General features: G+C 59.9%; 23 protein-coding genes. 15 read left to right on the forward strand and 8 right to left on the reverse strand.

Going from position 1 to position 26,144, the window contains the following annotated elements:
* The first annotated feature begins 5 nt into the window (after positions 1-5).
* The 11 genes from FKG94_RS03660 to FKG94_RS03710 all read left to right on the forward strand — a co-directional run bounded on the left by FKG94_RS03660 (position 6) and on the right by FKG94_RS03710 (position 13,097).
* Positions 6-1,217, forward strand: coding sequence for a hypothetical protein (locus tag FKG94_RS03660; RefSeq protein WP_142902835.1), 1,212 nt, complete (start codon positions 6-8; stop codon positions 1,215-1,217).
* Positions 1,218-1,348: 131 nt separating this feature from the next.
* Positions 1,349-2,890 carry a tetratricopeptide repeat protein gene (locus tag FKG94_RS03665; protein WP_142902836.1) on the forward strand — a complete coding sequence of 514 codons (1,542 nt, stop codon included), beginning with the start codon at positions 1,349-1,351 and terminating at the stop codon, positions 2,888-2,890.
* Positions 2,883-4,991, forward strand: a complete 2,109-nt coding sequence (locus tag FKG94_RS03670; protein WP_142902837.1) for a PEGA domain-containing protein — start codon at positions 2,883-2,885, stop codon at positions 4,989-4,991. Before FKG94_RS03665 ends, FKG94_RS03670 begins: the two co-directional genes overlap by 8 nt.
* A gap of 44 nt (positions 4,992-5,035) precedes the next feature.
* A complete protein-coding gene (locus FKG94_RS03675) occupies positions 5,036-5,287 on the forward strand; it encodes a hypothetical protein (protein ID WP_142902838.1) in 252 nt (83 codons plus the stop codon).
* Between the two features lie 114 nt (positions 5,288-5,401).
* The gene (locus tag FKG94_RS03680) at positions 5,402-6,202 is read left to right on the forward strand and encodes a MotA/TolQ/ExbB proton channel family protein (RefSeq protein WP_142902839.1); all 801 of its coding nucleotides are present in this window, start codon (positions 5,402-5,404) and stop codon (positions 6,200-6,202) included.
* Between the two features lie 258 nt (positions 6,203-6,460).
* Positions 6,461-7,762, forward strand: coding sequence for a hypothetical protein (locus FKG94_RS03685; protein ID WP_142902840.1), 1,302 nt, complete (start codon positions 6,461-6,463; stop codon positions 7,760-7,762).
* Between the two features lie 12 nt (positions 7,763-7,774).
* Positions 7,775-8,854, forward strand: a complete 1,080-nt coding sequence (locus FKG94_RS03690; RefSeq protein ID WP_142902841.1) for a vWA domain-containing protein — start codon at positions 7,775-7,777, stop codon at positions 8,852-8,854.
* The gene (locus FKG94_RS03695) at positions 8,851-9,858 is read left to right on the forward strand and encodes a vWA domain-containing protein (RefSeq protein WP_142902842.1); all 1,008 of its coding nucleotides are present in this window, start codon (positions 8,851-8,853) and stop codon (positions 9,856-9,858) included. The genes FKG94_RS03690 and FKG94_RS03695 overlap by 4 nt, the downstream gene beginning before the upstream one ends.
* Before the next feature lie 30 nt (positions 9,859-9,888).
* Complete coding sequence (locus FKG94_RS03700) at positions 9,889-10,527, forward strand: hypothetical protein (protein ID WP_246124907.1); 639 nt, start codon at positions 9,889-9,891, stop codon at positions 10,525-10,527.
* 259 nt (positions 10,528-10,786) lie between these two features.
* A complete protein-coding gene (locus FKG94_RS03705) occupies positions 10,787-11,515 on the forward strand; it encodes a hypothetical protein (RefSeq protein ID WP_246124909.1) in 729 nt (242 codons plus the stop codon).
* A 217-nt stretch (positions 11,516-11,732) separates the two neighbouring features.
* Complete coding sequence (locus FKG94_RS03710) at positions 11,733-13,097, forward strand: M48 family metalloprotease (protein ID WP_142902843.1); 1,365 nt, start codon at positions 11,733-11,735, stop codon at positions 13,095-13,097.
* A 117-nt stretch (positions 13,098-13,214) separates the two neighbouring features.
* Here FKG94_RS03710 and FKG94_RS03715 read toward each other — a convergent pair whose 3' ends face one another.
* The 3 genes from FKG94_RS03715 to map all read right to left on the reverse strand — a co-directional run bounded on the left by FKG94_RS03715 (position 13,215) and on the right by map (position 15,941).
* Entirely contained in the window at positions 13,215-14,021 is an 807-nt protein-coding gene (locus FKG94_RS03715) for an SDR family oxidoreductase (RefSeq protein WP_142902844.1), read from the reverse strand.
* A 145-nt stretch (positions 14,022-14,166) separates the two neighbouring features.
* Positions 14,167-15,138, reverse strand: coding sequence for a DUF808 domain-containing protein (locus FKG94_RS03720; protein ID WP_142902845.1), 972 nt, complete (start codon positions 15,136-15,138; stop codon positions 14,167-14,169).
* 56 nt (positions 15,139-15,194) lie between these two features.
* Positions 15,195-15,941, reverse strand: coding sequence for a type I methionyl aminopeptidase (map, locus tag FKG94_RS03725; protein WP_142902846.1), 747 nt, complete (start codon positions 15,939-15,941; stop codon positions 15,195-15,197).
* Positions 15,942-16,343: 402 nt separating this feature from the next.
* On the opposite strand from map, the gene FKG94_RS03730 reads away from it, so the two are divergent.
* Positions 16,344-16,679, forward strand: coding sequence for a hypothetical protein (locus FKG94_RS03730; protein WP_142902847.1), 336 nt, complete (start codon positions 16,344-16,346; stop codon positions 16,677-16,679).
* Between the two features lie 32 nt (positions 16,680-16,711).
* On the opposite strand, the gene FKG94_RS03735 is transcribed toward FKG94_RS03730, so the two are convergent.
* Positions 16,712-17,485: an enoyl-CoA hydratase gene (locus tag FKG94_RS03735; RefSeq protein ID WP_142902848.1), complete on the reverse strand. Its 774-nt coding sequence runs from the start codon at positions 17,483-17,485 to the stop codon at positions 16,712-16,714.
* Between the two features lie 226 nt (positions 17,486-17,711).
* Here FKG94_RS03735 and argS point away from each other — a divergent pair, with 226 nt between their 5' ends.
* The 3 genes from argS (at position 17,712) to FKG94_RS03750 (ending at position 21,091) form a co-directional block, all read left to right on the forward strand.
* Complete coding sequence (gene argS / locus FKG94_RS03740; RefSeq protein WP_142902849.1) at positions 17,712-19,460, forward strand: arginine--tRNA ligase; 1,749 nt, start codon at positions 17,712-17,714, stop codon at positions 19,458-19,460.
* 333 nt (positions 19,461-19,793) lie between these two features.
* Positions 19,794-20,285, forward strand: a complete 492-nt coding sequence (locus FKG94_RS03745) for a hypothetical protein (RefSeq protein WP_142902850.1) — start codon at positions 19,794-19,796, stop codon at positions 20,283-20,285.
* Positions 20,286-20,848: 563 nt separating this feature from the next.
* A complete protein-coding gene (locus tag FKG94_RS03750; RefSeq protein WP_142902851.1) occupies positions 20,849-21,091 on the forward strand; it encodes a DUF6316 family protein in 243 nt (80 codons plus the stop codon).
* A gap of 197 nt (positions 21,092-21,288) precedes the next feature.
* Here the strand turns inward: FKG94_RS03750 and FKG94_RS03755 are convergent, their stop codons facing one another.
* From FKG94_RS03755 to dinG, 4 genes are all read right to left on the reverse strand, one after another.
* Positions 21,289-22,035 carry a hypothetical protein gene (locus FKG94_RS03755; RefSeq protein WP_142902852.1) on the reverse strand — a complete coding sequence of 249 codons (747 nt, stop codon included), beginning with the start codon at positions 22,033-22,035 and terminating at the stop codon, positions 21,289-21,291.
* 548 nt (positions 22,036-22,583) lie between these two features.
* Complete coding sequence (locus FKG94_RS03760; RefSeq protein WP_142902853.1) at positions 22,584-23,072, reverse strand: hypothetical protein; 489 nt, start codon at positions 23,070-23,072, stop codon at positions 22,584-22,586.
* Between the two features lie 184 nt (positions 23,073-23,256).
* On the reverse strand, positions 23,257-23,586 hold the full coding sequence (locus FKG94_RS03765) for a YqcC family protein (protein ID WP_142902854.1): 330 nt from the start codon (positions 23,584-23,586) through the stop codon (positions 23,257-23,259).
* A gap of 164 nt (positions 23,587-23,750) precedes the next feature.
* Positions 23,751-25,874, reverse strand: coding sequence for an ATP-dependent DNA helicase DinG (gene dinG / locus FKG94_RS03770; RefSeq protein WP_142902855.1), 2,124 nt, complete (start codon positions 25,872-25,874; stop codon positions 23,751-23,753).
* Between the last annotated feature and the right edge of the window lie 270 nt (positions 25,875-26,144).

Here is a 26,144-nt window from a genome sequence, read left to right on the forward strand (position 1 = left end):
TACCGATGAGACAACTGAACTTCGGCTACCTACTCTTCCTCGCAATGGCGCTGAGCCTGGCGGGTTGCTCCAGCCAGGTGGTCAAGACCACGGCCAACGTGCCCGTCATGCAGGAGACCGGTGAGATCGCGGAAGATCAACTGCTCGATGTGGGTATCATGACATTCGATGCCGGCCTCGACGACGCCGCCGACAGTGACGACGTGGTGATATTCCCGGAAATCCGCAAGGCGGAATCCCGCTTTATCGCCGTGCACCTGATGGAGACCATGCAGAGCAGCGCCGCCTGGGGTGCGGTGCGGGTCATACCCAACGAGCAGAGCGCTGTCGACGTCACCGTCGACGGTGTCATCCTGCAATCCGACGGCGAGTCGCTGGTGGTGGAGGTGACGGTGCGCGACGCCACCGGGCGGGAGTGGTTTCAAAAAGAATACCGCGAGCTGGCCAGCCGCTATGCCTACGACCCCAAGCGCACGATAAAGATCGAGCCGTTCCAGAATCTGTATAACAAAATAGCCAACGATATCCTTATTCACCGCCGCACGCTGGAGGCGGCGGATATCAGGAATGTGAGACTGGTCTCCGAACTGAAGTTCGCCCGCAGTTTTTCACCGGACGCCTTCGGCGATCACCTCGGTCAGGACAAGCAGGGGCAATTGCAGATCAAGCGCCTGCCCTCAGAGAACGACCCGATGCTGGACCGCATCCGCAGTATCCGCGAGCGCGATTATCTGTTTGTCGACACGCTGCAGGACTATTACGGCACCTTCGTCAAAGAGATGGCAGAACCCTACAAAGAATGGCGCCGCCTCAGCTACAGAGAAGTGATGGCGGTGCGGGACCTGAAAAAAGAGGCGCGCGCCCAGACCATCGCCGGGGTGGTGGCTATTCTCGGCGGAATCGCCGCGGCCGGCAGCGATAACCGCTCGGCCCGATCGGCCGGTACCATCGCCGTCGCCGGCGGCGGCTACCTGATCAAAGGCGGCTTTGACAAGCGCGCCGAGGCTCAAATTCACGTCGAGGCGCTGCAGGAACTCGGCGACTCGCTGGAGGCCGATATCGAGCCCCAGGTCATCGAGTTGGAAGATCGCACCATCACGCTGTCGGGCAGCGTCGAGAACCAGTACAACCAATGGCGCGAACTGCTGCGCGACCTCTATCGCCTCGACACCGGCGGTGTCGACCCGAGTGCCGGGGAACAAGACCCGGAAAAATAAATCAATGAGTACAGGACGCCGAGCCATGCCAGCGCGTGGCGGCATCCTGTTGACTTAACGACTCGGAGTGGCAACATAATTACTCCCATTGATCTGACGCCATCCGGAGCAAGAGGCGAGACCCAGCGTATATGAGCGACCCAACGGAAAAACAGTCCGGCCCTGAAGACGGCGCAGCGCCCGCTCCGAGCCCGGCAACCACTTCCCCTCCGGCCCCCGGCTCGCCGAACTCAGCGGCGGCGGCGCTGCCCTGGTGGCAGCACAAGCGCAACCAGGGCATTGCCTTTGCGGCCTTGATGCTGCTGGTGGTGGCGGTGGTATTCTGGCTGCCGAACGTGGTCGAACCCCCGCCCCCGCCGGCCGCCGGGGAGAGCAGCGCGCCGGTACCGCCGCCCAGCAAACCCATCGAGTCCCCCTGGAGTGATGCCCAACTGGCCAAAGAGCGCCGCGCCGCCCAGGACATACTGTCCGACATGCTGAAAAAACAGGAACAACTTGAAGATATGTCGGTTTCCCAATGGGCCGCCGCCGAATACCAGCAGGCGCTGGAGACGGCGACGGCGGGGGACACCTACTACCGCCAGCGCAAATTCGAGCAGGCCAGGGAGAACTACGAGAGTGGCCAGGCGCAGTTTGATCGACTGCTGCAGCAATCCGCGACTGTCTTCGACACCGCCCTCGAAGCCGGCACTGCGGCGCTGGAGGCAGGCCGGGCCGACGACGCCCTCGCCCAGTTCGGCCTCGCCGGCGCCATCCGACCGGACGACGACACCGCCCAACAGGGCCTGGCCAGGGCCCAGGTGCTGGAGCAGGTACTGGCGCTGCTGCAGTCGGCCACCGGGTTAAAGCGAGAACAGCAGCTGGAAGCGGCCCTCGAGGCCGTCGAGCAAGCGCTGGCGCTGGACGCGGCATCGTCGCCGGCGCAGACGGCACTGGCCGCTATCAAACAGGCGATTCAGGACCGCGACTTCTCCCAGGCCATGTCCGAGGGTTATGCCGCGCTCTACAGCAAACGCTTCACCCAGGCCAAACGGTCGTTCCAACAGGCGCTGACCATCCGGCCCGGCGCCGCCGAAGCCAACAACGCCCTGACCCAGGCCCGCAACCAGCACACCCAGACCCGTATCCAGGCGGCCTTGGCCGAGGCCGAGCGCCTCGAGCAAAAAGAACAGTGGGCGGCGGCCAATGACAGCTACGGCAAGGCGCTGGCACTGGACAGCAGCCTGGTCGCCGGCCGCATCGGCCAGATTCGCAGCAGTGCCCGGGCGACACTGGACACCACCGTTGAGAAACTGCTGGCCGATCCCCTGCGCCTGTCCGACCCGGCCGTGCACCGGCAGGGCCGCGCGACCCTCGGCGATATGCAGGCCATCGCCAACCCCGGCAGCCGCCTGCAGCAACAGACACAGCGCCTGTCTGCCCTGCTCACCGAAGCACAGCAGCCGGTGACCATCACTTTACAATCGGACAACCAGACCCAGGTCACCGTTTACCGGGTGGGCAATCTGGGTCGCTTCACCAACCGGGAGCTGTCGCTGAAGCCGGGCCGCTACACGGCCGTGGGTATTCGCGAGGGTTACCGCGACGTGCGCCGGGAGTTTTCGGTGACCCCCGGCGGCCAGACCGAGACCATCGTTATCCAGTCTGTGGAGAAGATATCACTGGATGGATAAGCAGCCCCTGACACCGCCGCCTGTCGAGCCCGGCGCCGCCGGGACCGGCCAGCCCGATGCGGGCAATATCATTCAACCGACGGCATTTACCCCGGCAAGCGGCGAGACGCGCCGGTCCCGCCTCGCCATCCGGCCGGTAACGGTGATACTCGGCAGCCTGCTGTTGGTATGCAGCCTGATCGCCTGGTTCCTGTTTACCGCCAAGTCCGTGTTGATCAACACCACCCCGGCCACCGCGCAGATAGACGTGTCCGACAAGCTCAACTTCAGGCTCGGCGAACACTATCTTATGCGCCCCGGCAGCGCCGGACTGACGCTGTCGGCACCGGGCTACTATCCACTGCAGACCGAACTGCAAATCTCCGCACAGCAAAACCAGACTTTTGACTATGTCCTGGAAAAACTGCCGGGCCACCTGACTGTCACCACCACCCCGGAGACCAACGCCCAGGTATCGATCGACGGCGAGGTAGTCGGCAGCGCCGGCAGCAAAATATCCGACATCAGCGCCGGCGAACACCTGCTCGAAGTTCGGGCCGAACGTTATCGGACGCACAGCCAGCCGCTGGTGATCGAAGGGCTCGATACCCACCAGCAACTGGCGCTCACGCTGGAGCCGGCCTGGGCCGAGGTCAGCCTCAGCAGCACCCCGGCCGGCGCCCGGTTACTGGTGGACGGCGAAGCAGCGGGCAGCACGCCGCTGACGGCGGAAATTCTCGAAGGAAAGCGGGACCTGATGGTTAAACTCGCCGGCTATAAGGCCTGGCAGACACAACTTGAGATCACCGCCGGCAACCCGGTGGAACTGCCTCCCATCGCCCTGGAAAAAGCCGACGGACTGGTGCTTTTGAGGTCCCGGCCCCAGGGGGCCGGGGTGACGGTCAACGGCCAATACCGGGGCCAGACACCACTGGAACTGACCCTGCCGCCGGGCCAGGATTACAAGTTCACCCTCTACAAAGACGGTTTTCAGCCCGCTCACCGGCAGTTGCAAGTGGTCTCCGGCGCAGACCAGAACCTGGATATCACCCTGCAGGCGCAACTGGGCCAGGTCGACATTCGCGCGCCACACGCCGATGCCCTGGTCTATATCGACGACCGTCTGATGGGGCGCGCCAACCAGGTGTTCTCCCTGCCCGCGCGCCAGCATCGGGTAGTGGTCAGGAAAGAGGGGTTTGTCGACTACCAGACCAGAATCCTGCCGCGCCCGGGGCTGGAACAGGTGGTGGTGGCAAAGCTCAGGACCGAGGAGGAAGCCAAGTGGGAGAATATAAAAACCGAAATCACCACCGCCGCCGGCCAGAAGCTCAAGCTGTTCAAACCCAACGAGGACTTTACTATGGGCGCCTCGCGCCGGGAGCAGGGACGCCGCGCCAACGAGGCGCAGCGACAGGTCGCCCTGACCCGGCCGTTTTATCTCGGGCTGACGCACGTCACCAACGCCGAGTTCCGCCGCTTCAGCAAATTTCACTCCTCCGGCCACGTCAAGGGCAACAGCCTCAACAACGACCGCCATCCGGTGGTCAACGTGTCCTGGCAACAGGCGGCCCTGTACAGTAACTGGTTGTCGGAACAGGAAAAACTGCCGCTGTTTTACCAGGTCGAAGGCGGCAAGGTGACGGGCTTCAACCCAGCGGCCAGCGGCTATCGGCTGCCCACCGAAACCGAGTGGGCCTGGGCGGCCCGCCGCCGGCAAAACACTATGCTGAAATACCCCTGGGGCAACAACCTGCCGCCGTCGAAAAACGCCGGCAACTATGCCGATCGCAACGCCGCCCCCCTGGTCGGCAATATCCTGGCCGACTACGACGACGGCTTCGCCGTCACCGCGCCGGTCGCCAGCTTTGCCGCAAACCCCAGGGGCCTGTACGACCTCGGCGGCAACGCGGCGGAATGGCTCAACGATTTTTACGGCATCAAAACCGGACTGTCACTGCAGAAAGAAGTGGACCCGATGGGTCCCGAAACCGGCGACTTTCACGTTATCCGCGGTTCCAGTTGGGCCCACGGTACGGTAACCGACCTGCGCCTGTCGTTTCGCGACTACGGCACCGAGGCCCGCAATGACGTGGGTTTTCGCCTGGCGCGTTTCGTCGATTGAGCAGGACCTAGGCCGAGAAGCGCACAAACTTGGGAGACTGAGCTATGGGCTATGTAAAGAGAATCAGACTATTGAGCGCAAGCCTGGCACTGGCGCTCGCCGCCGGCGCCGTGTCGCTGGCCGCCCAGGAGGATAAACCGGCCGCCGGCAAAGATGAAAAACAGGGCCAGGCCGAGGTGGCCCAGCCCCCTGCCGCAGCGCAGCAGGGCGAGGAGCAGGCCCAGAGCAGCGAGGACTTTATTCCGAGCGAGGAGATTTCAGAGGACCTGTCGGTATCGTTTCCGATTGATATCTAGCCGGCACTGCTTGCGACGCTTGTTCACGTTACTTGTTTACGGCTCTTGTTAACGACTTTTTTCATGACACAGGTTCATGACACAGGGCCACCCTACTAACAATAAAGGTCATTTATGAAACGCAGTTCAGGCTCAGATTTTATTTTCCAGGTATTCGCCCTGATTTTATCTTTCATTATCGTCCACGCCATCTACGTTGCCCTGATCCGCCCCAACGCCGACGCGCTGCTAAAGGAACAACTCGAGCGCCAGGCCGCCGGCGAAGCGTATATCGTACAGCGCTCGCTCTATATCGTTATGCGCGACTACGAGCAGGAGGCCTGTTTCGTACTGATGCTCTGGGCCATGGCCATTATGGGCTATAAGGCCAGGCGCTCGCTGCAGGAGCGGCGGATGCTGGACCAGTCCTTTCTCAACATCACCGAGGGCACCAGTATCCTGCCCGAGGACGCCCGGGAGTTTTCCCGCCCCCTGCAGGCACTGCCCGAACCCCAGCAGAACCTGCTGGTGCCGCGCACCCTGCTGACGGTGTTGCAGCGCTTCGGCTCCACCCGCAATGTCGCCGATGCCTCGGCTACGGTGAAGGAAGTTTGTGACACCGAGTCGGACCGGCTCGACAGCGAACTGGCGATGGTGCGCTATATCGCCTGGGCGATACCGTCGATCGGCTTTATCGGCACCGTGCGCGGTATCGGCGAGGCCCTGGGACAGGCCCACCGCGCCGTGGAGGGCGATATCGCCGGAGTCACGGTCAGCCTCGGGGTCGCGTTTAACTCGACATTTATCGCCCTGGTAATCAGTATTGTGATTATGTTCCTGACCCATCAACTGCAACTGCTGCAGGAGCGGCTGGTACTCGACACCCATACCTACTGCGACAACAACCTGCTGCGGCACTTGAATGTACATACTTAATTCGCCGGCATTATTGTAGGACCTAAGCGCGCGGCCAGGGGTCAAAGGGGCAGTGAGGGATGGCACTTCCTTAAGTAAAAATGTGCCAATTGACCGGTCTGCGGGCGGGTGGGGCTTTCAGAAACACGGACTAGGCGTCCCCCTGATGAACCCGTCCCTGGGAGCTTCCCGACAGCATCCCTGCTGTCGAGAGTTTCTGAAAGCCCCACCCGCCCGCAGACCTACCTCCGGTATCTTGATCGAGAAAGACTAACAGGCATGACAGTAGCAGTTATCGAATTAAACGACGCAGATGTGCGACTGTCGCGCGACGGCAAATTGCTGGCGCGCCAGCCCGGCTATGCCCAGATCAACGCCGGCGGGCTGCTGCTCGGGGAGGCCGCCCGGGAACAGGCGCGCATCCATCCCCTGCAAACCAACAACCAGTTCTGGCACCAGCTCAACCTGGATGATATCGCATCGCCCAACCCCAAGGTGAGACACCACGGGGACCTGGCCCATTTGCAACTGGACCAGTTGTGCGAAGGCCAGTCGCTTGCCGACGTCGTTTTCGCGGTGCCGGGCAGTTTCACCGGTGCCCAGCTGTCACTGCTGCTGGGTATCGCCCACCAGAGCCCGTTTACCACTGTCGGTATGGTGGACAGCGCCGTGGCGATCGCCGCCCAATGTGCGCCGCCGGGTCAGTTCACCGTCCTGGACATGCAACTGCACCAAACCGTCGTCACCCGGGTTGAGGTTGGCGACACAGTGGTGCGCAGGGACGTCGACAGCGTCGCCAATGCCGGCCTGCTGGCCTGTTATGAGCGCCTGGCAACGCTGGTGGCGGACCAGTTTATCCGCTTTACCCGCTTCAACCCGCGCCATGACGCCGCCACCGAGCAAACCCTGTTTAACCAATTGCCCGACTGGCTGACTCACTGCCGTACCGACAGCGACTACGAATTCGAGCTGGAGGGCAAATCGGTACAACTGTCGAGAAATCTGTTGCTGGAGTGCGTGGCGCCGGTGTACGAACTGTTGCGCCGGCGCGTGCAAAGCGCCGGCGACGGCATCCTGATGAATCCGGCGGCGGGTTCGCTGCCGGGGCTGGCCGAATCCTGGCCGGCCACCCACAGCGTTGACACCACCGCCGTCGCCACCGCCTGCCACCAGCTCCTGCCCCATATCCGCCAGGCGGCCGCCGGCATCAGTTTCGCCACCGAACTGCCGGCGACCCGGGCCCCGGTTACCCTGCAGCGTCATCGGGCCGGCGATCGGGCCACCCACCTGCTGCACAGGCACCGCGCCTATCCCCTGAGCCGGGGGACGCTCTATGTGGGCGGCGGCGAGCAGCCGGTGGTGGGTCCCCGGTTGAGCGCCGACAGCCGCTACGCCATCGCCGCGGCTGCCGGACAGTGGCACCTGCAGTTGATCGACGGCTATACGCCCCTGGTCAACGATAAACCGGGCACCGAGGGCGCTGTTTTACAGGTGGGCGACACCCTGCGGTCAGCGCGCGACGAGACCGCGATGACGGTCATCAGTGTGTTGCCCGATAGCGGCTATCTAAACGGGGGCTAGAGGCAGACCGACATGGCACGCAAACGCGGTTTCAGTACCTTCAGTCTATCGTTTCTCGACATCATGTCCTGTGGTTTCGGTGCGGTTGCGTTGATTTTTCTGATTATCAAACACGAGACCGACAACCAGGTCAAAGAGACCAACTTCGAACTGCAGGCCGAGGTGAACCTGCTGCAGGAAGAGGTGAACGACGGCGAAGAGCACCTCGTCAGGTTGCGCAATACCCTGTCGGCGCTGGACCAGCAGTTAGTCGACGCCCAGGGGCTGGCGCGGCGCATCAACGAGGATATCGAGGCGACCCGCAAGCGCATTGAAGACCTGTCTGACAGCGATGCCGACCAGGAGATTCGCGATCTGCAGGAAAAACTCCGCAGCCTCGACGAAGAGCGCCAGCGCATCGAGGATGAAAACGAGGAGCGCCGCAACGATGTGCGCCGCATCCTCGGCCAGGGCGACCGCCAATACCTGACCGGCCTGAAACTCGGCGGCAGCCACGTGTTGATACTGCTGGACAGCTCCGCCAGTATGCTCGACAACAGCCTGGTCAATGTGATCCGGCGGCGCAATATGTCCGACTCGGTCAAGCGCGCCTCGAAAAAGTGGCAGCGCTCCCTGGCCACGGTGGAGTGGCTGGTCGCCAAGTTGCCCCAGGGTGTCAACTACCAGATTTACACCTTCAACACCGAGGTCAAACCGGCGTTGAAAAACAGCCTGGCGCAGTGGCAAAATCTGGGCGATGCGGACAAACTGGATGAGAGCATTGCCAACCTGCGCCAGGTCATCCCCGCCGGCGGCACCAATCTGGAGCGGGCGTTTCGCGCCGTGCAGGGCCTGGACCCGATGCCGGACAACGTGTTCCTGATTACCGACGGCCTGCCGACCCAGGGCGCCAAGCCCGCCAAGCGCAATACCGTAAGCGGCACCGAGAGGCTCAGGTTGTTTGACCAGGCGGTGAAAATACTGCCGCGCAGTATTCCGGTCAATGTGATCCTCGCACCCATGGAGGGCGACCCCCTGGCCGCCGCCAAGTTCTGGCGGCTGGCACAAATCAGCCGGGGCTCGTTTCTCAGCCCCTCGGAGGACTGGCCATGAAACGTAAACGTCGCAACTCCGAAGAATTCAATATCTCTTTTCTCGATGTGATCTGCTGTGGTTTCGGGGCCATCGTGCTGCTGCTGATGATCACCAAAACTCTGGAGCCGATCATCCTCGAGAACAGCGCCGTGAACCTGGACGGACAGGTGGCGGATTTGCAAAAGAAACTGTTCGAGATTCGCGGTGAAACCAATATCCTCAACCGCGACCTAAACGCCAAGCACGAACAGATATCGCTCGAGACCCAGCGCATCGCCATCCTCAAGACCCGCAGTGATACGGTGGAGTCGGTCTATGCGGAGCTGGCCGCCGCCTCGGCCATCGACTCAACGCTGCAGGGCAAACTGGAGCTGGCACTGCAACAGCTCACCGAGGAGATGCAACGCCTGCTCGGCGAGGGCTTCCAGCGCAACAACGACCTGGTCGGCGGTATTCCGGTCGACAGTGAATACATTGTCTTCATTATCGACACCTCCGGCAGCATGTTCGACTACGCTTGGGACAGGGTCGTGGACGAATTGGTGGCGACGCTGGAAATCTACCCGCAGGTCAAGGGCATCCAGGTCATGAACGATATGGGCGATTACATGTTCTCCAACTACCGCGGCCAGTGGATACCCGATACCCCGGGCCGCCGCAGCGCCGTGATCCGGCGGCTGCGGACCTGGAACCCGTTCAGCAACAGCAGCCCGGTCGAAGGTATCCAACGCGCCGTGAGAACCTTCTACGATCCCAACAAGAAAATCAGCCTCTATGTCTTCGGCGACGACTTCCGCGGCCGCTCCATCCGCGAGGTGGTGAAAACCGTCGACCGGCTCAACCGCGAGCGCAAACCCGGCGAGCGAATGGTGCGTATTCACGCCGTGGGTTTTCCGGTACAGTTTACCCTGCCGCTGCATTTGCAGACCACCGGCTTTCGTTTCGCGGCACTGATGCGGGAGCTGGCTTACCGCAACGGCGGCACCTTTGTGGGGCTCAACGACTACCGGCCGCAACGCTGATCGAACCAGAACAACCAGACAGGCTAAGGCATGACTCACTATCTACGACCCGGCATTGTGCTTCCAACCCCGCTGCGGATAATGGTCCCGGCCCTGCTCCTGCTGCTGGGCGGCTGTACCAATACGCTGGTCGTGCAGGGCGAATTTCCCTCGCCGCAGGTCAACCAACTGCCTATCACCCTGGCCGTACACTACGACGAGGCATTTCGCGGGCACACCTACGAAGAGAAGAGCAAGGACCGGTCAAAATGGGTCATCACCAGCGGTCCGGCCCAGATGCAACTGTTTAACCGAGTACTGCCGCAAATGTTCGAGGCGGTGGTGGAAGTGAGCGAAATACCCCCGGCCGAGGCCGAGGTGGACCTGATCCTGGCGCCGGCAATCAAGGAATTCCAGTATGCGGTGCCTCGCGAAACCAAGGTCAATGTCTTCGAGGTCTGGATCAAGTTCAATATGCAGGTGTTCGACAAAAACGGCGAGCTGATCGCCGACTGGATACTGCCCGCCTACGGCAAGACGCCCACGGCTTTCTTAAAATCCAAGGAAGAGGCCATGAATGAAGCCGTGGTGGTGGCCCTGCGCGATATCGGCGCCAGCCTGTCCCTCGGCTTTACCCGGGTGCCGGAAATCAGAGCCTGGTTGGAACAGCACCAGCGCGCTATGCTTTAGTCAGGCCGGCGATCGGATTGAGCCGGCGATGGGATTGAATCAGGGATCGGATTGAATCAGCGATCGGATTGAATCAGCGATCGGATTAAAGGTTTATAAAACTACACAGAAGGTTATGAACGCGGCCGGGCTTGTAGTATCCTGGACCGCCAGACAATCGGCTGGCTCCTTAAAACCGCCGGCTATAAAGCGGGGTATACATCCACAGGCATAATGCATATCGGCCCTGTCTGTCCATCCCGTGACCCTGGAGACCGCCATGGTTACCCGCAACAACGACGTTACCTGCACTATCAAAACGGTTTTATTGCGCGTCCTCCTCCACCGTGTGTGGTTGCTCGGCGCCCTGCTGCTGGGCCTGCAGGCCTGTACCTCCGTTGTCATTGATGAAGACCGGCGCGGCACCACCGATCTGCAAGGCGATGAGTCGGTGGTGGTGTTGGGTCGGCGCCACGCCAGCGACTATGAAACCGAACCGGAACTCATCAGCTGCATCGGCAACACCCTGGCCGGCGGCGGCAGGGGTATCAATGTTATTTCCGAAGACGATTTTGTCGATCAGCTCTATCCCTGGTTCGAGCCACGCACAGCACCTATGAAGGTCAAGGACCTCGACCGCCTGTTGAAACAGGAGTATCTGGCCAAAGCCGTCGAGGACTATAAGGTACGCTACATTATCTGGGTCGACGGCAATACGGAAACCACCAACAGCGCCGGCTCCATCGGCTGTTCCATCGGCACCGGCGGCGCCGGCTGCTTCGGCTTCGGCACCTGGGACAAGGAGTCCGACTACGAGGTGACCGTCTGGGACTACAAAAACCTCAAAACCATGGGCAAAATCAGCGCCGATGCCTCCGGCACCTCCTACATGCCGGCGGTCGTGATTCCCATTCCGATCATCGCCCGCGTCCAGGCCAGTGCCTGTAAGGGTATCGGCCAGCAGTTGCGCTCCTTTCTGCAGCCGGAGGTGGCATCCACAGGGAAGTAAGTCCCCGCCAGCGCCTGCCCCGCTATGCAGAAAATTTCGGTTTTGGTTGTCTAACCCGCAAACTGTATCAGCAAAAAACGGCCTAACCTGAAAATAACACGAGGATGGAATTGTGCATGCCGCTCGGATAACCCTTATCGCCAGCCTGCTTGTGTCGGGGTTCTTACTGAATTCATGTGCTATCAACCCGGCTACGGGCACACCGAACCTGGTCCTTATGTCAGAAGCCCAGGAGATCAAAATCGGCAAGGAGATGCACGAGAAAATTCTCGAAACCACGCCCATCTACCAGGACGAAGCCCTGCAGGCCTATGTCGACAGCATCGGCCAGAAAGTGGCGGCCAACAGCGACCGACCCGACCTGAAATACTACTTCACTATCATTGACGAACCCAATATCAACGCCTTTGCCCTGCCCGGCGGCTATATATACATCAATCGCGGTCTGATGGGCTACCTCAACTCTGAGGCGCAACTGGCGGCGGTACTCGCCCATGAGGTGGGTCATGTCACCGCCCGTCATACTGTGCGGCAGAAGACCGCTGCGGCCGGTGCCGGGGTGCTGTCGGTGCTATCGGTGCTCGCCACCGGCAGCACCGTGGTCGGCGACGTCACCAATCTTTGGAGCAGTGCGGCGGTGGTGGGCTACGGTCGCGAGATGGAGCTGGAGGCCGACGGTTTTGGCGCCCAGTATCTCTACAACAGCGGCTACGACCCCAATGCCATGGCGGAGGTCATCGGCGTGCTGAAAGACCAGGAGAAATACGCACGGCGCAAGGCTCGCGAGGAAGGGAGAGAGATCAGGACCTACCACGGCGTCTTCTCCACCCACCCGCGCAACGACAAGCGCCTGAAAGAGGTCATCGCCAAAGCCGGTACTCTGCCGGAAAGCGAGCAGGCAGTGACTAACGAGGATGTGTTCCGCGAGAAGATCAACGGTCTCGTCTACGGGATCAACGTCCAGCCTGTTGCCGGCAAGCCCGGGGACAGCAACCGCTACACCCACAACAAACTGGGTTTTACCCTGGTGTTTCCGGAAGCCTGGAAAGTCGAAAATACCCGCACCGCCATTATCGGCGCCCCGGAAGATAAAAGTGCGGAGCTGCGTTTGGGGGTCGGCCGGGTCCAGGCGCAAACGCGGCCGGATCAATATATCCGCGACACCATGGGTATTCCCCTGCTGACCCAGTCCGAGCCCTTCGCCCAGGCGGGCCTGATCGGCCATATGGGCATCAGGCCCGCCGACAGCAAGCACCCGCACCCGAGCCGGATCGCCGTGCTCCTGCAGGGCAGCCGGGCCTATACCTTCGAGGGCCTGGTCACGGAACCCCAGGAAGACGTGAATTACGACACCCTGTTCGTCGATGCCATTCGCACCTTTCGCCCGGCCCGCAGCGTCCGCAACCGGCCCACCAAGGTGCGCAAGATAGAGTACGTCCGCGCCAACCAAAGCACCACCTACGCGGCGCTGGCGAAATATATCGGTATGGGCAACCAGGGCGAACAACAACTGCGCCTGCTCAACGGACACTATCCCCGCGGCGAACCCAAACCCGGGGACTGGATCAAGATCGTTCGCTAACCGCGGCGACCGGGACTGTCAGTGCCTGCCGCCGGTACTGACGGTAAACCCGGCAGCCTCTGTGCCAGCCCGCCTATTGCCAGGGTGTCGGGTCAATCGGTCTGTCGCTGCCGCCGGTCAACCCGGCAGCAGTTGCGCCAGAGTCTGGGCCATGGAGCCGGCACCCGCCTGGGCCCAACCGCCGTCAACCGGGATGACCGTGCCGCTGATATAACCGGCCAGCGGCGAGGCGAGAAACAGGCAGGCATTGCCGATATCATCCACCTCACCGAGCCGCCGCAGCGGCACGCTGGCCAGGGTCAGGGCCCGAATCTCCTCGGTAGGCGCCAGGCGTTTCATCCCCTCAGTGTTATCGATCGGACCGGGTGTCACCGAATTCACACGAATGCCCTCGGGGCCCCACTCCAGCGCCAGGCAGCGGGTGACCATATCCACGCCGGCTTTGGCGGCACAGACATGGGACTGGGCCTCCATGGCAATAAACGCCTGGGGGGCGGAGATGTTCACTACGCTGGCACCGGGCTTGCGCAGATAGGGATGGGCCGCCTGTAAGACGTGAAACGTACCCAGCAGATCGATATCCACCACGGCGCGGAAACCGTTCGGGGACATGCCCATGGCGCGAGCCGGAAAATTGCCCGCCGCGCCGGACACCAGCACATCGAAGTCGCCGAAGCGTTCATGGACGCCCTGAAGGCCGGCCTTTACCGCCGCCGCGTCCCGCACATCGGCGGCGAACCCGACCGCCTCGGCGCCCAGTTGCCGCAGTGCGGCAAGGGTGTCGTCCACTTTCTCCTGCGAGCGGCTGGCCACCGCCACCTGGGCACCGTGACGGGCAAACAGTTCGGCAATACCGCGGTTGATGCCGCTGGTGCCGCCGACCACGACGACGGTTTTAGCGGAAAAATCAAGTGTGATACTCATGGAATCATCTCCTGCCGGGACAGCGGCTTGAAAAACGCCCGCACCCTGGCGACATAGTTGGAAAAACCCGCAATATCATTGTGATAACTGACCAAACTGCACCACACGCAGTGATGATGGCAACCAGGCGAGAACCGCGGGCCCGTCACTGGGGCCGGGAATCGGGATCACGCAGGGGATTGCCGAACCAGGCGCCGAGCAGCTTGACACAGGCCAGCACCACAGCACCCGCCACAATCCCGCCCAGGGCGCTCAGCAGTGTCGGCGTCAGCGCCGCCAGCACTGCCCCGATAGCCGCCAGTTCCCGCACGCTGTCGGCCGCCTGCTGCAACAGCGCCTCGGCCCCGGGAATACCGTGCACCAGGATACCACCGCCGACCATAAACATGGCGGCGGTGCCGACCACCGACAGGGTTTTCATCAGGTAGGGGGCAAAGCGCAGAATACCGCGGCCCAGGCGGCGCTGCGCGGCACCCCAAAAACTGGCGGTGGAGACCCTGGCCAGATACAACCCGCCGTCATCCAGCTTGACGATCGCCGCTACCAGGCTGTATACCCCAAGGGTCATGATGGCGGCAATACTGATCACCGTCGCCACCTGCATAGTAAAGGCGGCCTCTTTCACGGTGCCCAGCGCAATCACGATAATTTCCGCCGACAAAATAAAATCGGTGCGTACAGCGCCTTTGATTTTCTCTTTTTCAAAGGCCACCAGATCCACCGCCGGATCGCTCAGGGCCTTGAGCTTGGCGGTGTGCTCGGCGCGATCCTGCGCCTCGCTGTGCAGGAATTTATGGGCGAGTTTTTCAAAGCCCTCGTAGCACAAAAAGGCGCCGCCCACCATCAGCAGCGGCGTGATCATCCAGGGCAGGACGGCGCTGATAGCCAGCGCCGCCGGCACCAGGATCAGCTTGTTTTTCGCCGATCCCTTGGCCACCGCCCATACCACCGGCAACTCCCGCTCGGCCCGCACGCCGGAAACCTGTTCGGCGTTGAGGGCCAGATCATCACCCAGCACACCGGCGGTTTTCTTGGCCGCCACTTTGGTCATTGCCGCAACGTCGTCAAGTACGCTGGCGATATCGTCGAGCAGCGCTAACAGACTGGTACCGGCCATACTGTCACTCCCTGATAATCGTATTCAACACGATCGAGGCCTCGGCAATAACCGGGCTAGGCCACCGTCAATAAAATGGGCTGGCCTTTGGTAATCACCATCGTGTGTTCAAACTGCGCCGTTAGATTGCCCCGTCCCGTCACCAGGGTCCAGCCGTCGTCGGCTTCCACCGCACAGGTGCTCTTGCTGGATAAAAACGGTTCGATGGTAATCACCAGTCCGTTGTGCAGTTGTCTGCGGTCACGCGGTTCATAGTACCCGGTGATCTCCGCCGGCTCTTCATGGAGTTGCCGGCCGACGCCGTGGCTGCAAAGATTCTTGACGATTTTTAGGCCGCTCTTTTTCGCCACCGTCTGAATCGCCTTGCCGATACCATTTAGCGGTTGTCCGGCCCGCGCCCTGCCGCAGGCCTCCCGCAAGGCCAGTCGGGTCGAGTGCAGGAGTCTCGCTTTCAACGGCGAGCCCGGCGGCACGACAAAGGAGCCGCCAGTATCGGCAAAATACCCGTTTTTTTCCGCCGACACATCGATATTGACCATATCACCGGCTTTGATGACCCGTGGCCCGGGCACGCCGTGGGCGGCCTCTTCATTGATACTGATACAGGTGTAGCCCGGAAATCCATAAGTGAGCCGCGGCGCCGAGTTGGCTTCGAATTTTTCCAGCAGCACCCGGCCGATGTCATCCAGCTCCGCCGTTGTCATCCCCGGCTCGGTCCGCGCGATCATTTCTTTCAGAACCCGGGCGACAATACCGCCGATCCCCTTTAACGCCTGCAAATCCCCTTCAGTTTCTATTGTCACGAGAATACCTATCCTCCATAAATTCTGGCATCCACATCATACGCTAACAGGCACACAAGCTGCACCTGTCAACACGATGATGCGGGCGCCGCCACACCGCCGTCGCCGATATGCCGAACAAAATTCGACCGGGACAGCAGGACCATGGCGGCGCCGGCAGCCCGCCAGACAGGGTCTTGACTTCCGCCACTCTTGGTAATAACGTCGCCACAACAAATAGTTAAAGGGAGTTAGCTATGCCCAGGATACGCCTTTCCATTCCATCTTGTTCCTCCAACCCGAGCCTGGCACCGGCCGCTTGGCGCCCCTGTGTCGGCGCGCCGGACACGCCGCCCGACCACTGAAATGCCGGCGATTGAAATACCAGCTATTGAAACATCAGCCACTGGAATAAGAGTAACCATGGAAGACACCGGCAACAACACCAACCAACTCGACTGGCGCTGCTATATCAACGCTGACAACTGGCTTGAACACCTGGATATGCTGTTTGAACAATTACTGGAAGTCGGCGACCGGCCCAGTTTTGCCGCCATCGCCACCGCCGTCGATATCTGGCTCGAACTTATGGGACTGATCACCGACCTGGCACCCCAAGAGCAGGAATTAGTCCAAGCGCAACTGGCACTTTTCCTGCCGCCGGAATGGCGCACCTGGGTGGACTTCACCCTCGATGCCACGACCCTGACCCAACCGGGTCTGACGCCCTTTGTGTGCAGCAAAACCCCGGTGCATTAACGCGCTGGCAGAACAGGGGAAGGCACTACTTACTAGCTGAAACGGGAAAAGTCCGCCGGCCGTTTCTCGAAAAACGCCGCTGCGGCCTCGGCAAATTCATCGGATTGCAGACCGCTGGAAAAATACGCCATCTCCCGCCGGATCGCCTGCTGACCCTGTTCCCCCAGCACCTCTTTCATCAGGCGCTTGGTATTGCGCACTGCGGCTGGAGGCAGCTGGGCGAGTTGATGGCAGCGCTGGCGAGCGTAGTCGAGCAGTTCAGCGGCGGCCACCTCCCGATTGACAATGCCGCAGGCGGCCGCCTCGGCGGCGCTGAAAGGCTCGCCCAACAGCAGCAACTCCGCCGCCTTTACATGCCCCATAATGCGCGGCAGGATCATGCTGGAGGCGTATTCGGGGCACAGGCCCAGCTTGACAAACGGCATCTGAAATCTGGCGTTATCGGCGGCGTAAACCAGATCGCAGTGCAGGAGCAAGGTGGTGCCGATTCCCACCGCATGGCCGTGTACGGCGGCGGCGACAGGTTTTTCCGTGTGGTAGAGCGCCTGCATAAAACGGGCGACGGGGCTGTCCTCGCCGGCCGGCGGGTTATTGACAAAATCCTCGAGGTCATTGCCGCCGGTAAAACCATCACCGGCACCACTGAGCAGAATCACCCGCACACCGGCGCCGGCACCGTCGATAGCAGCCGCCAGCGCCGAGTACATGGCCATCGTCAGGGCATTCTTGCGCTCCGGTCGATTGATGATCAGGTGTAATACACCGCCCTGTTCCTGCCGCACCTCGATTTGGTCGCTACCGGACATCAACTTCTCTCCCCTCATGCTGATTAAACAAACGCTCGTTTGATAGGGATTATAGGCGTTCGCCAGGGAAACAGAAGTGCCAAACAGGACAGGCGGGTCATATTCGACCGCTGCACAGCCGACGGCGTCCGGCCGGCAATGGCATTGGCCTTGCATCTGGCGCGCGCCAGGCTACAATCCCGCTACTTTGTTATTTGCCGGGTTGAAGTCCCGATACGGTCTGTCTATGAATATTCGCAAACTGCTGAGCGCCAAGGTGCAAGCGGCAATGGCGGCGGTCGGGATTCCCCCGGCCTGCGCCGCCCAGGTAGTGCCCAGTAAAAAGCCGGGGTTTGGCGACTACCAGGCCAATGGCGCCATGGGTGCCGCCAAAGCGATGAAAACCAACCCCCGGGAACTGGCGCAGGCCATCGTCGGGCAACTGTCGCAGGTCAGGGCACTGGAGGACATCGCCGAGAAAGTGGAAATCGCCGGGCCCGGCTTTATCAATATTCACCTGGCCCCCGCCTGGCTGGGACAGCAGGCGGGCCAGGTATTGGCAGCCGCGCGCCTGGGCATCGATGCCCAACAACCGCAGACAGTGATAGTGGATTACTCCTCGCCCAACCTGGCCAAGGAAATGCACGTCGGGCACCTGCGTTCCACCATTATTGGCGACGCCCAGGCGCGTATTCTCGAATTCCTGGGCCACCGGGTCATTCGCCAGAACCATGTCGGCGACTGGGGCACCCAGTTCGGTATGTTGATCGCGGAACTGGAGGAGCACCTGGGCAGCGGCGAGGCGGCGGACTTTGCGCTACAGGACCTGGAGACATTCTATCGCCAGGCGAAACAACACTTCGACAGCGACCCCGACTTTGCCGATCGCGCCCGCGACTATGTGGTAAAACTGCAGGCGGGGGACACCGATATCCTCGCCCTGTGGCAGCAGTTCCGCGAGGTGTCCCTGCACCACAGCGAAGCCATCTACCGGCGCCTGAACGTGACCCTGGCGCGCGACCACGTATGCGGCGAAAGCGCCTACAATGCCGATTTGCCGGTGTTGTTGGAAGACTTGCAGCAGCGCGGCCTGGTGATCGAAGACCAGGGTGCCCAGGTGATGTTTCTGCCGGAGCTGGCCGATAAGGAGGGCAACCCCTGCCCGGTCATTATGCAAAAGCGCGGCGGCGGCTATCTCTATGCCACCACCGATATGGCCGCTATGCGCCACCGGGTGACGACGCTGAAGGCAGATCGCATCCTCTATTTTATCGACGCCCGCCAATCGCTGCATATGCAACAGGTGTTTGCCGCCGCGCGCCGGGCGGGTTATGTCGGCGAGCAGGTCAGCCTCGAACACCACGCCTTCGGTACCATGATGGGGGAGGACGGCACGCCGTTTAAAACCCGCAGTGGCGACACCGTTAAACTGGCAGGCCTGCTGGCGGAAGCCGAACAGCGGGCCGCCGCCCTGCTGAGCGGCAAAGCCTCGGAGTTGACGCCCGCCGAACAGGCGGAGGTATCACGCAAGGTCGGTATAGGTGCGGTGAAGTACGCCGATTTATCCAAGACCCGTACCCACGATTACATTTTCAGTTGGGACGCCATGTTAAGCATGGACGGCAATACGGCACCCTATCTGCAATATGCCTATACGCGGGTGAAGAGTATCTTTCGCAACGCGGGTGTCGATCCGGCCTCGCTGGCGGGCGATATCGTCGTCAGCGCGCCGGCGGAAACGGCACTCGTCCTCAAACTGTTGCAGTTTTCTGAAGCCGTCGAACAGGTCGCCCGCGAGGCCTACCCGCATATTTTGTGCACTTACCTCTACGAGGTGGCCAGTCTGTATATGCGCTTTTACGAGGCCTGTCCAATCTTGAAAGAGGGGGTGGATGAGAAGACCCGGGCGAGTCGACTGCGTCTGTGTGACCTGGTGGCACAGACCCTGAATACCGGCTTGGATTTACTCGGCATTGAAACCATGGAAAGGATGTAGGCGCGCCACGGCGGATACTGCCGTGGAATCACCAACCTAAGAAGCCATTTCTACCCGCAGGCCTATGTCGGTATGATGCGGCTTGTGTGGCGTGTCACTCAGACAGTAAACAATGCCGGCAAGTATGATAATCTTGTCCGTGTTCTAATCGGCTATTCGATATTGTTCGGGCAGCTCGCTTCTTGCGTACAGTAGTACGTCGCAACCGCGGCGGCCAACCAACGGCTTGCCACCCTTCGTGGCGCCTTAGCTACCGCTGTTATCGACTTGCGTTGTCAATCAAACGGCGAGGATTTTAGTAAACGCCGCAAATTATAAATAAGGGAGTATCCAATGAAAAAAGTCGCACCTTTAGCGTTTATAGTAGTGGCTGTACTGGCAGGATGTATGGCAAACCAAAAACACCACATACGAGACCAACCCGCGACTGGGAGTAAAATTCCCCGCAAAGCAGTTACAGGGCCGATTCCTTTCAATAAGAATTATGAGGAACTGACAGATTCTGAGAAAAAGGCATTCACTCTAGTTTACGAAAACTTTCCCCCGCAAGATGAGCCGCCCTTTCCAATAGGAGGCTTAGAGGTTATCAGCAAGCCGATTCATAAAGCACAGGAAAAGCGTCTTGCGAGAGGCTCGCTCAGCATAATTGCAGTTGTCGATGAGCAGGGCGTCGTGAGGAAAGCTGAAGTTTATGAAAGCCCGGATAAGTACATAAGCAAGGTGGCCACCGCCGTGCTGTTCAGTACGAAATTCAAACCAGGCAAGTGCTCCGGCACGCCGTGTGTTATGGAATTTCCATTTTTTTTTAATTTTCTCGTCAAGTAGATCGACAAAGAAGCAAAAGCCATGGATCACTTCGAACCCGTCTCTTCGGGCGCTGTATATCGAACTCCGTGGCTTTAGCAGGGTAAATGGCCGGCATTACTTCTTCCCCATAGCTATCCATAGGCAACTGTTGCAGCTTGTAGTGCTATGACCATGAAATCCTTTCACCCGAAACAGATTTTCGTTTCCTTAAACAGCCCGAGTTCGATGCGGAAATCGCCCTTCGGGACCCGCCGTATATACCCGCAGGCGGGCCCGGCCCGAGATCATGGATTTCGGTCGTTCCGCGGAGCGAAGCAGTGCTTCGCTGGTGCCCGCTCCACCCCTGTAGGCTCTGCGCCGGCATCCCTGTAGGCGAAGGTTCCGAAAGGCGATTCCCGTAACGAGCTCTAAGTGCCAGCCAGGTAAGTATATTTTCTGGTCAAAGCAGTAGCGCAAACGGCATAGTCCTTTTGACAGATTGTCCCGCCAAGCAGTCCACAATATAGTCGCTATTAAAAGGCGGCAAATTTTTTATTTGCGACTACAAAAGGCAATGCTACCTGGGTCTTAAAATACGGCTTATGAAAATTAGACGCGGCGAGACAGAAATGCACTGGTACCGGGCCGACCGGTTTTTCAGTACCAGCGACGGTTGGTTTTTTCTGACACGAGAAGGGGAAAACGTCGGCCCCTTTGAAAATCGCCAGGAAGCTGAAAGGGCCGTAGTGCTGTACATCAGGTACTCCTCGAACGACCAGTTGAGCCACGACTATAGTGTGAAGTTGGCGAAACAAGGCATCTGGGCGCTAACACTGTTTCGATAGAGAATGCAACGGCAGTTGTCCTCGCTGTAGTCAGCACACTCATTGCAACTATTGCCATGGCGACTGACACCACCCGCAAACCGGTTTTTATACAAGCATCCTGGGGGAACAACGCCGGCCTCACCCGCCGGGCCGGACGGAGACGTCGATACGCAATTGCGGACCGCCCATCTGTACTCCCCCCGATAACGGATAAATCAAGGCAGTGAGAACCGCGATCGCACAAAAATATCCCGTTCACCGTTGACGTCGTTGTCAATCAAATTTGTCGCCTCTGAATCAAACGTTACACTGAAGCCGATCCAGTCGATGACCGGCCGGTTAAACACCGAAACAATACCGTCTTCCAGGCGCGTGACTATACCACTGCCAGCATCACCTTGGGTGCCATCTGCGGCCGTGCTCACGCGTTTGGTTTTACCCAAGAGGCGGTCGCGGACAAAAACGTCACTTACCGCATTGGTATCGCCGCCTACCAGATTATCCGCCTGCGAGCGAAAGACGACAAAACGCCCGCCGAAGGATATGGAGGCATAGGCACTGGCCGCATTACCCTCACCGCCATTAGCGGCGATACTGACCCGCTCAGTCTTATCCAGAACCAGATCGCGAACGAAAACATCGGTCTGTTCGTTGCTATCACCGACGACAAGGTTGGCGGCTTTCGAACTGAAGATCACGTAGCGCCCCGCCGGCGGCAGGCTTGCATCAAACACCAGGGACGTGGGGGCAACACCCGGCGGCAACTGTGCCTGCAAACCGTCATCGGCCGATATCGATGCCTGGCGGCTCTGCGAGCCAATAAACTGGCGGTTACTTTCATCCAAACTCACCCGTTTTATATCGGCACCGGCCTGCGCATACACGGCTGTTAGCAGACCCCAGGCGCCGGCTAACACGGTCTGTTTGATGCCGGCTGACAATCGGTAAAGTATTTCTTTCATGGCCTCCTCCGAGAGGTGTAGAGGTACTCTTGACTACCATACTCAGGCGATAACCAGCGCAACCTTTGAATTCGAGTAAATACCGACTGTATAAAAGGAAAGCACGAGTTATCGGCAAAACAATATGTAACGCTTAAATGAAGTTATAAAGACTTTTATTCAAATAGATCGAATATAGGCACTATAAACATTCTCTTTATTTTCGAGCCCTTTTTCACCGAACACCATGCGAGTACACCAAGCATCGTGCGAGTGCAATTATGACCGCCACCAGCCATCGTCAAAGAAATGTGTTTGCCCAAAAAAAGACAGATTGCTCGGCACTGTAAGGTTGGCTACTATCCCGTGGGACTGGCGCATCTGCCAACCGGCACTGCCTTTTGCTTTGCAAATCAGCTGAGGCGCTATGCCCTGGTGGCAAAAAAACTCGATAGTTGCCAGGTCGCACGGGGCGCCGGTTTCAGTTTCTCTGCGGCGATGCCGTGACCGCAGCGCGACCCGGTGGCGAATGTTCGCTGCAGTAAGGAAATTTGAGCTTGAGGACGAATTTACCGGTAGAAATATCTGTCCACATCGCGCACCAGTTGATCATTATCCGGTTGTAGGAAGATATTCACATCCAGGGGACCGGTTGCCGACATGGGTTTTAGTTTATAGCCATTGACAGCGGCCAGGGCCTCCATGGCATTTCTCGCAATGGCCATATTGCCCCCCTGGTACATATGGCTGCCCACAGTGAGCACCCCTACGCGAAGTATGGCCTCCTTTCGCTCCCGATCGCTTTTACTGTGGTCAATCGCCACCTGAAAGGCTTCTTCTATGCCTTTCTGAACTTTCACTATGTCGGCCAGTTTTGTGTTAAATCCCCAGTAAACCTCACCGCCGCTGCGGTTGACTGAGGTGGAAATCAAGGGTGTGACTTCGCCGGCAATGGTAATGGTGTTGTCGACCTTGGAGCTACCGCCTTCGGCGGCGGGAAAGGACTGGATAAATCTCGATGTATAAGCGGGATAGCGGGTGTTCAAAGACGTGCCCATCCCCCAACGACCTCAACGCTTTGGCAGAGCTGGGCGGGTGCGATGCGGGTGCCGCCGGTGCTTGTCTGACATCAATGGCCATAAAACTTTTCCCACAACCTTGAGCAACAGATTACAGGATTTGTTGATACTGCCAATATAGCGTAAGCCATAGTACCAACAGGCGATCCTTGCAATAGCCGATCTAACGCCCACCACCGAGAATACGATCAATACTCTCCAGCCTTTTGATCAGAACCCGGGAGTTTAATCCCATACCATTGAAATACTCCTGCGCCATCGGGGCAATGCCGCACTTGCGTGGCAAATCGAGTTCTTCATCTACCAACACATACATACGCGGCAGGAAAATAAACTGTAACCACTGCACAAACGTCAGGGTATCGATACAAAACGGCTGCACGCTGCTGAGTGCCTCGGCAGACGGCGGCTCGTCCTGCCACAACATAAGCTCGCGCAGTTCCTTTTCGATGTCCATCAGCACCGCGGCGATTTGCAGATGTCTATCACTCATGGCTCGCTCCCGGTTGGCGTCGAGTGCCGGCTTTTACCCTCGGCATTTGACGCCAGCCTTTGATTCTAACCTTCAGTTCTGATTTCTAACCGCAAGCTTCCAACCTCAGCTTTTTATCAAAGCTGTAAGCCGGGCCTATAAACCACAGTCATAAACCCGGCCCCTCAACCAAAATCCCGCTGGAACGGCGGCAGTGAGTTGAGAATGGCTTTGCCATAGCGGCGCGTCAACAAGCGCTTATCGAGTAAACTGATGGTCCCGGTATCGGCCTCGGTGCGCAACAGGCGGCCGCTGGCCTGGATCATTTTCAGCGCCGCATCGGGCACGGTGATTTCCATAAACGCATTGCCGCCGCGAGACTCCACCCATTCGGACAGGGCCGCCTCCACCGGGTCGTCGGGCACGGCGAAGGGAATCTTTGCCATCACCACATGGCGGCAGTAGGCACCGGGTAAATCCAAACCCTCGGCAAAACTCGCCAGGCCGAACAGCACACTGCCCTCCCCTTCATCGATGCGCTGCCGGTGCGCATTCAGGGTTTCCTGCTTGGAGCGCTCGCCCTGCAGGAGAATTTTCTCCTGCCACGCCGGCGCCAGCCCGTCGTACACATCGAGCATCTGCCGGCGCGAGGCAAACAGCACCAGGCTGCCCTGCTTCGCGTCGAGAATCTCCGGCAACAGCGTCACCAGTGACCGCGTGTGGGCGGCGGCATCGCCGGCATCCACCGCCGCCGCGGGAATGCGCACCACCGCTTTGCTGTAGTCGAAGGGACTGGGCACCACCTGGTACACACTGTCGGGCGGCGTCCCGGCGCGCATCTGGTAACGGTCGAATTTGCCGAGAGCGGTGAGAGTGGCGGAGGTCACCACAGCACTGCAGCAGTGACGCCAGAGGCTTTGCTCCAGCGTATTCGCGGCCAGTATAGGACTGGAGCAGACTTCAAAGTCCAGCGGCCCGGTCTGGTCCACCAGGGTCACCCAACGCGCCTTGGGCGGACCCCGATCGCCGTCCGGCGTGGCATAACTGACCCAGAGTGCGCGGTTGGCCTCAGCCCGGGCCAGCCAGGTGCCGATCACCGGATACCAGTTTTCCATATCGGCCCGGGGCACGCCGCAGTGGCGGTCTTCTATGGCCTCGTCCAGCTCCGCGGTGATCTTGCCGTACAGATCGGCGAGACGATCAAAACACTGTGCCAGTTCCTGCGCCAGGGCCTTTAGCCCGGACGGCACCAGCCCTCGCTCAAACCGGTAGCGTTGCGGCGGCTCCGCTTCACCGCCGGCATCCATCAGGGTTTCGACCAGCGGAAACGCCAGTTCGATGCGCTGTTTCACCGCGCCGATGGCGGCGGGCAACTGTTCGGTGTAGTGGTCGATATTGCCGGCACCACTCAACTGGCCGGACAGCGACGGCAGGGCTTTATTACACTGATCCAACCATTTGTTGGTGGCCAGCAAGCGGCTGTGATGGGCAAAATGATTCAGCGCCTTGGCCGGCAGGTGGTGGCCTTCGTCGAAAATATAAATGGTATCGGCGGGGGCGGGCAGAATGGCGCCGCCGCCCAGCGCCAGGTCGGCCAGCACCAGATCGTGGTTGGTCACCACGCAATCCACCGCGCCGAGATTGTCGCGGGACTTAAAAAAGCTGCAAGAAGAGACATTGGAACAGCGCCGGCCGGTGCACTGGCGGTGATCGGTGGTCACACGGCTCCAGGCCTCATTGTCGATGGCATCGGGCCAGTTGTCGCGGTCGCCGTCCCAACGGTTGGCCGCCAGTGCCTCCACCATGGTGTTGTAGATTTTTATGGATGTCTCACCCACCTGCGGCAGTTCGTCCTCGTAGAGCGGTCGGGTGGGATTCTGGGCGCTCTCGTGTTCCATCAGCAGCCGGTCGAGCTTCGACAGGCACAGGTAACGACCGCGCCCCTTGGCAAGCGCAAAGCTGAACTGCAGGCCGCTGTGCTCGCGCAGCTCCGGCAAATCCTTGTTGACGATCTGCTCTTGCAACGCCACGGTGGCCGTGGAAATCACCAGTTTCTTGCCCAGTGCCCGGGCTATGGGCAGGGCGGCAATCAGATAGGCCACGGTCTTACCGGTGCCGGTACCCGCCTCCACCACGCAGACATGCCCGTCGCTGAGTCGGGCGCCGTCATCCCCCAGGGTCAGGCCGCCAAGGGTTTTGGCCACCTCGGCAATCATCAGTTTCTGGCCTAAACGGGGCTTGAGCCCGCGGCTGTCGAGAAACTGGCTGTAGGCCTGTTGAATGGTCTGCTTGAGGTCGTCGGTGAGCATCGAGAATCCGCTGGGGAAAAGCCGCAATTCTAGCGGGATTCGGCCGCAAGTGCAGCTCTGTCGCAAGCGGATTTACGAGCCTTGATGGCACTCGCTTCAGGGGTCTATCTTTGGTGGAGCTTAAACGTAGGCGTGCCAATTGACCGGTCTGCCCCTGGAGGGGGCTTTCAGAAACACGTCGTGAACCCGTCCCTGGGGACTTCCCGACAGCATCCCTGCTGTCGAGAGTTTCTGAAAGCCCCCTCCAGAGGCAGACCTACCCTCAGTATT

The organism is Exilibacterium tricleocarpae (genome assembly GCF_007004655.1).
Lineage (GTDB): Bacteria > Pseudomonadota > Gammaproteobacteria > Pseudomonadales > Cellvibrionaceae > Exilibacterium > Exilibacterium tricleocarpae.

What these genes read in the sequence shown, in the direction of transcription:
- FKG94_RS03705 (WP_246124909.1), top strand. Translation starts at nt 10,787, where the DNA reads ATGGTTACCCGCAACAACGACGTTACCTGCACTATCAAAACGGTTTTA.
- FKG94_RS03730 (WP_142902847.1), top strand. Translation starts at nt 16,344, where the DNA reads ATGGAAGACACCGGCAACAACACCAACCAACTCGACTGGCGCTGCTAT.
- FKG94_RS03755 (WP_142902852.1), bottom strand. Translation starts at nt 22,035, where the DNA reads ATGAAAGAAATACTTTACCGATTGTCAGCCGGCATCAAACAGACCGTG.
- FKG94_RS03670 (WP_142902837.1), top strand. Translation starts at nt 2,883, where the DNA reads ATGGATAAGCAGCCCCTGACACCGCCGCCTGTCGAGCCCGGCGCCGCC.
- FKG94_RS03760 (WP_142902853.1), bottom strand. Translation starts at nt 23,072, where the DNA reads ATGGGCACGTCTTTGAACACCCGCTATCCCGCTTATACATCGAGATTT.
- FKG94_RS03680 (WP_142902839.1), top strand. Translation starts at nt 5,402, where the DNA reads ATGAAACGCAGTTCAGGCTCAGATTTTATTTTCCAGGTATTCGCCCTG.
- FKG94_RS03660 (WP_142902835.1), top strand. Translation starts at nt 6, where the DNA reads ATGAGACAACTGAACTTCGGCTACCTACTCTTCCTCGCAATGGCGCTG.
- FKG94_RS03750 (WP_142902851.1), top strand. Translation starts at nt 20,849, where the DNA reads ATGAAAATTAGACGCGGCGAGACAGAAATGCACTGGTACCGGGCCGAC.
- argS (WP_142902849.1), top strand. Translation starts at nt 17,712, where the DNA reads ATGAATATTCGCAAACTGCTGAGCGCCAAGGTGCAAGCGGCAATGGCG.
- FKG94_RS03685 (WP_142902840.1), top strand. Translation starts at nt 6,461, where the DNA reads ATGACAGTAGCAGTTATCGAATTAAACGACGCAGATGTGCGACTGTCG.
- FKG94_RS03690 (WP_142902841.1), top strand. Translation starts at nt 7,775, where the DNA reads ATGGCACGCAAACGCGGTTTCAGTACCTTCAGTCTATCGTTTCTCGAC.
- FKG94_RS03765 (WP_142902854.1), bottom strand. Translation starts at nt 23,586, where the DNA reads ATGAGTGATAGACATCTGCAAATCGCCGCGGTGCTGATGGACATCGAA.
- FKG94_RS03700 (WP_246124907.1), top strand. Translation starts at nt 9,889, where the DNA reads ATGACTCACTATCTACGACCCGGCATTGTGCTTCCAACCCCGCTGCGG.
- FKG94_RS03745 (WP_142902850.1), top strand. Translation starts at nt 19,794, where the DNA reads ATGAAAAAAGTCGCACCTTTAGCGTTTATAGTAGTGGCTGTACTGGCA.
- FKG94_RS03735 (WP_142902848.1), bottom strand. Translation starts at nt 17,485, where the DNA reads ATGTCCGGTAGCGACCAAATCGAGGTGCGGCAGGAACAGGGCGGTGTA.
- FKG94_RS03675 (WP_142902838.1), top strand. Translation starts at nt 5,036, where the DNA reads ATGGGCTATGTAAAGAGAATCAGACTATTGAGCGCAAGCCTGGCACTG.
- FKG94_RS03665 (WP_142902836.1), top strand. Translation starts at nt 1,349, where the DNA reads ATGAGCGACCCAACGGAAAAACAGTCCGGCCCTGAAGACGGCGCAGCG.
- FKG94_RS03710 (WP_142902843.1), top strand. Translation starts at nt 11,733, where the DNA reads ATGTCAGAAGCCCAGGAGATCAAAATCGGCAAGGAGATGCACGAGAAA.
- FKG94_RS03715 (WP_142902844.1), bottom strand. Translation starts at nt 14,021, where the DNA reads ATGAGTATCACACTTGATTTTTCCGCTAAAACCGTCGTCGTGGTCGGC.
- FKG94_RS03695 (WP_142902842.1), top strand. Translation starts at nt 8,851, where the DNA reads ATGAAACGTAAACGTCGCAACTCCGAAGAATTCAATATCTCTTTTCTC.
- FKG94_RS03720 (WP_142902845.1), bottom strand. Translation starts at nt 15,138, where the DNA reads ATGGCCGGTACCAGTCTGTTAGCGCTGCTCGACGATATCGCCAGCGTA.
- dinG (WP_142902855.1), bottom strand. Translation starts at nt 25,874, where the DNA reads ATGCTCACCGACGACCTCAAGCAGACCATTCAACAGGCCTACAGCCAG.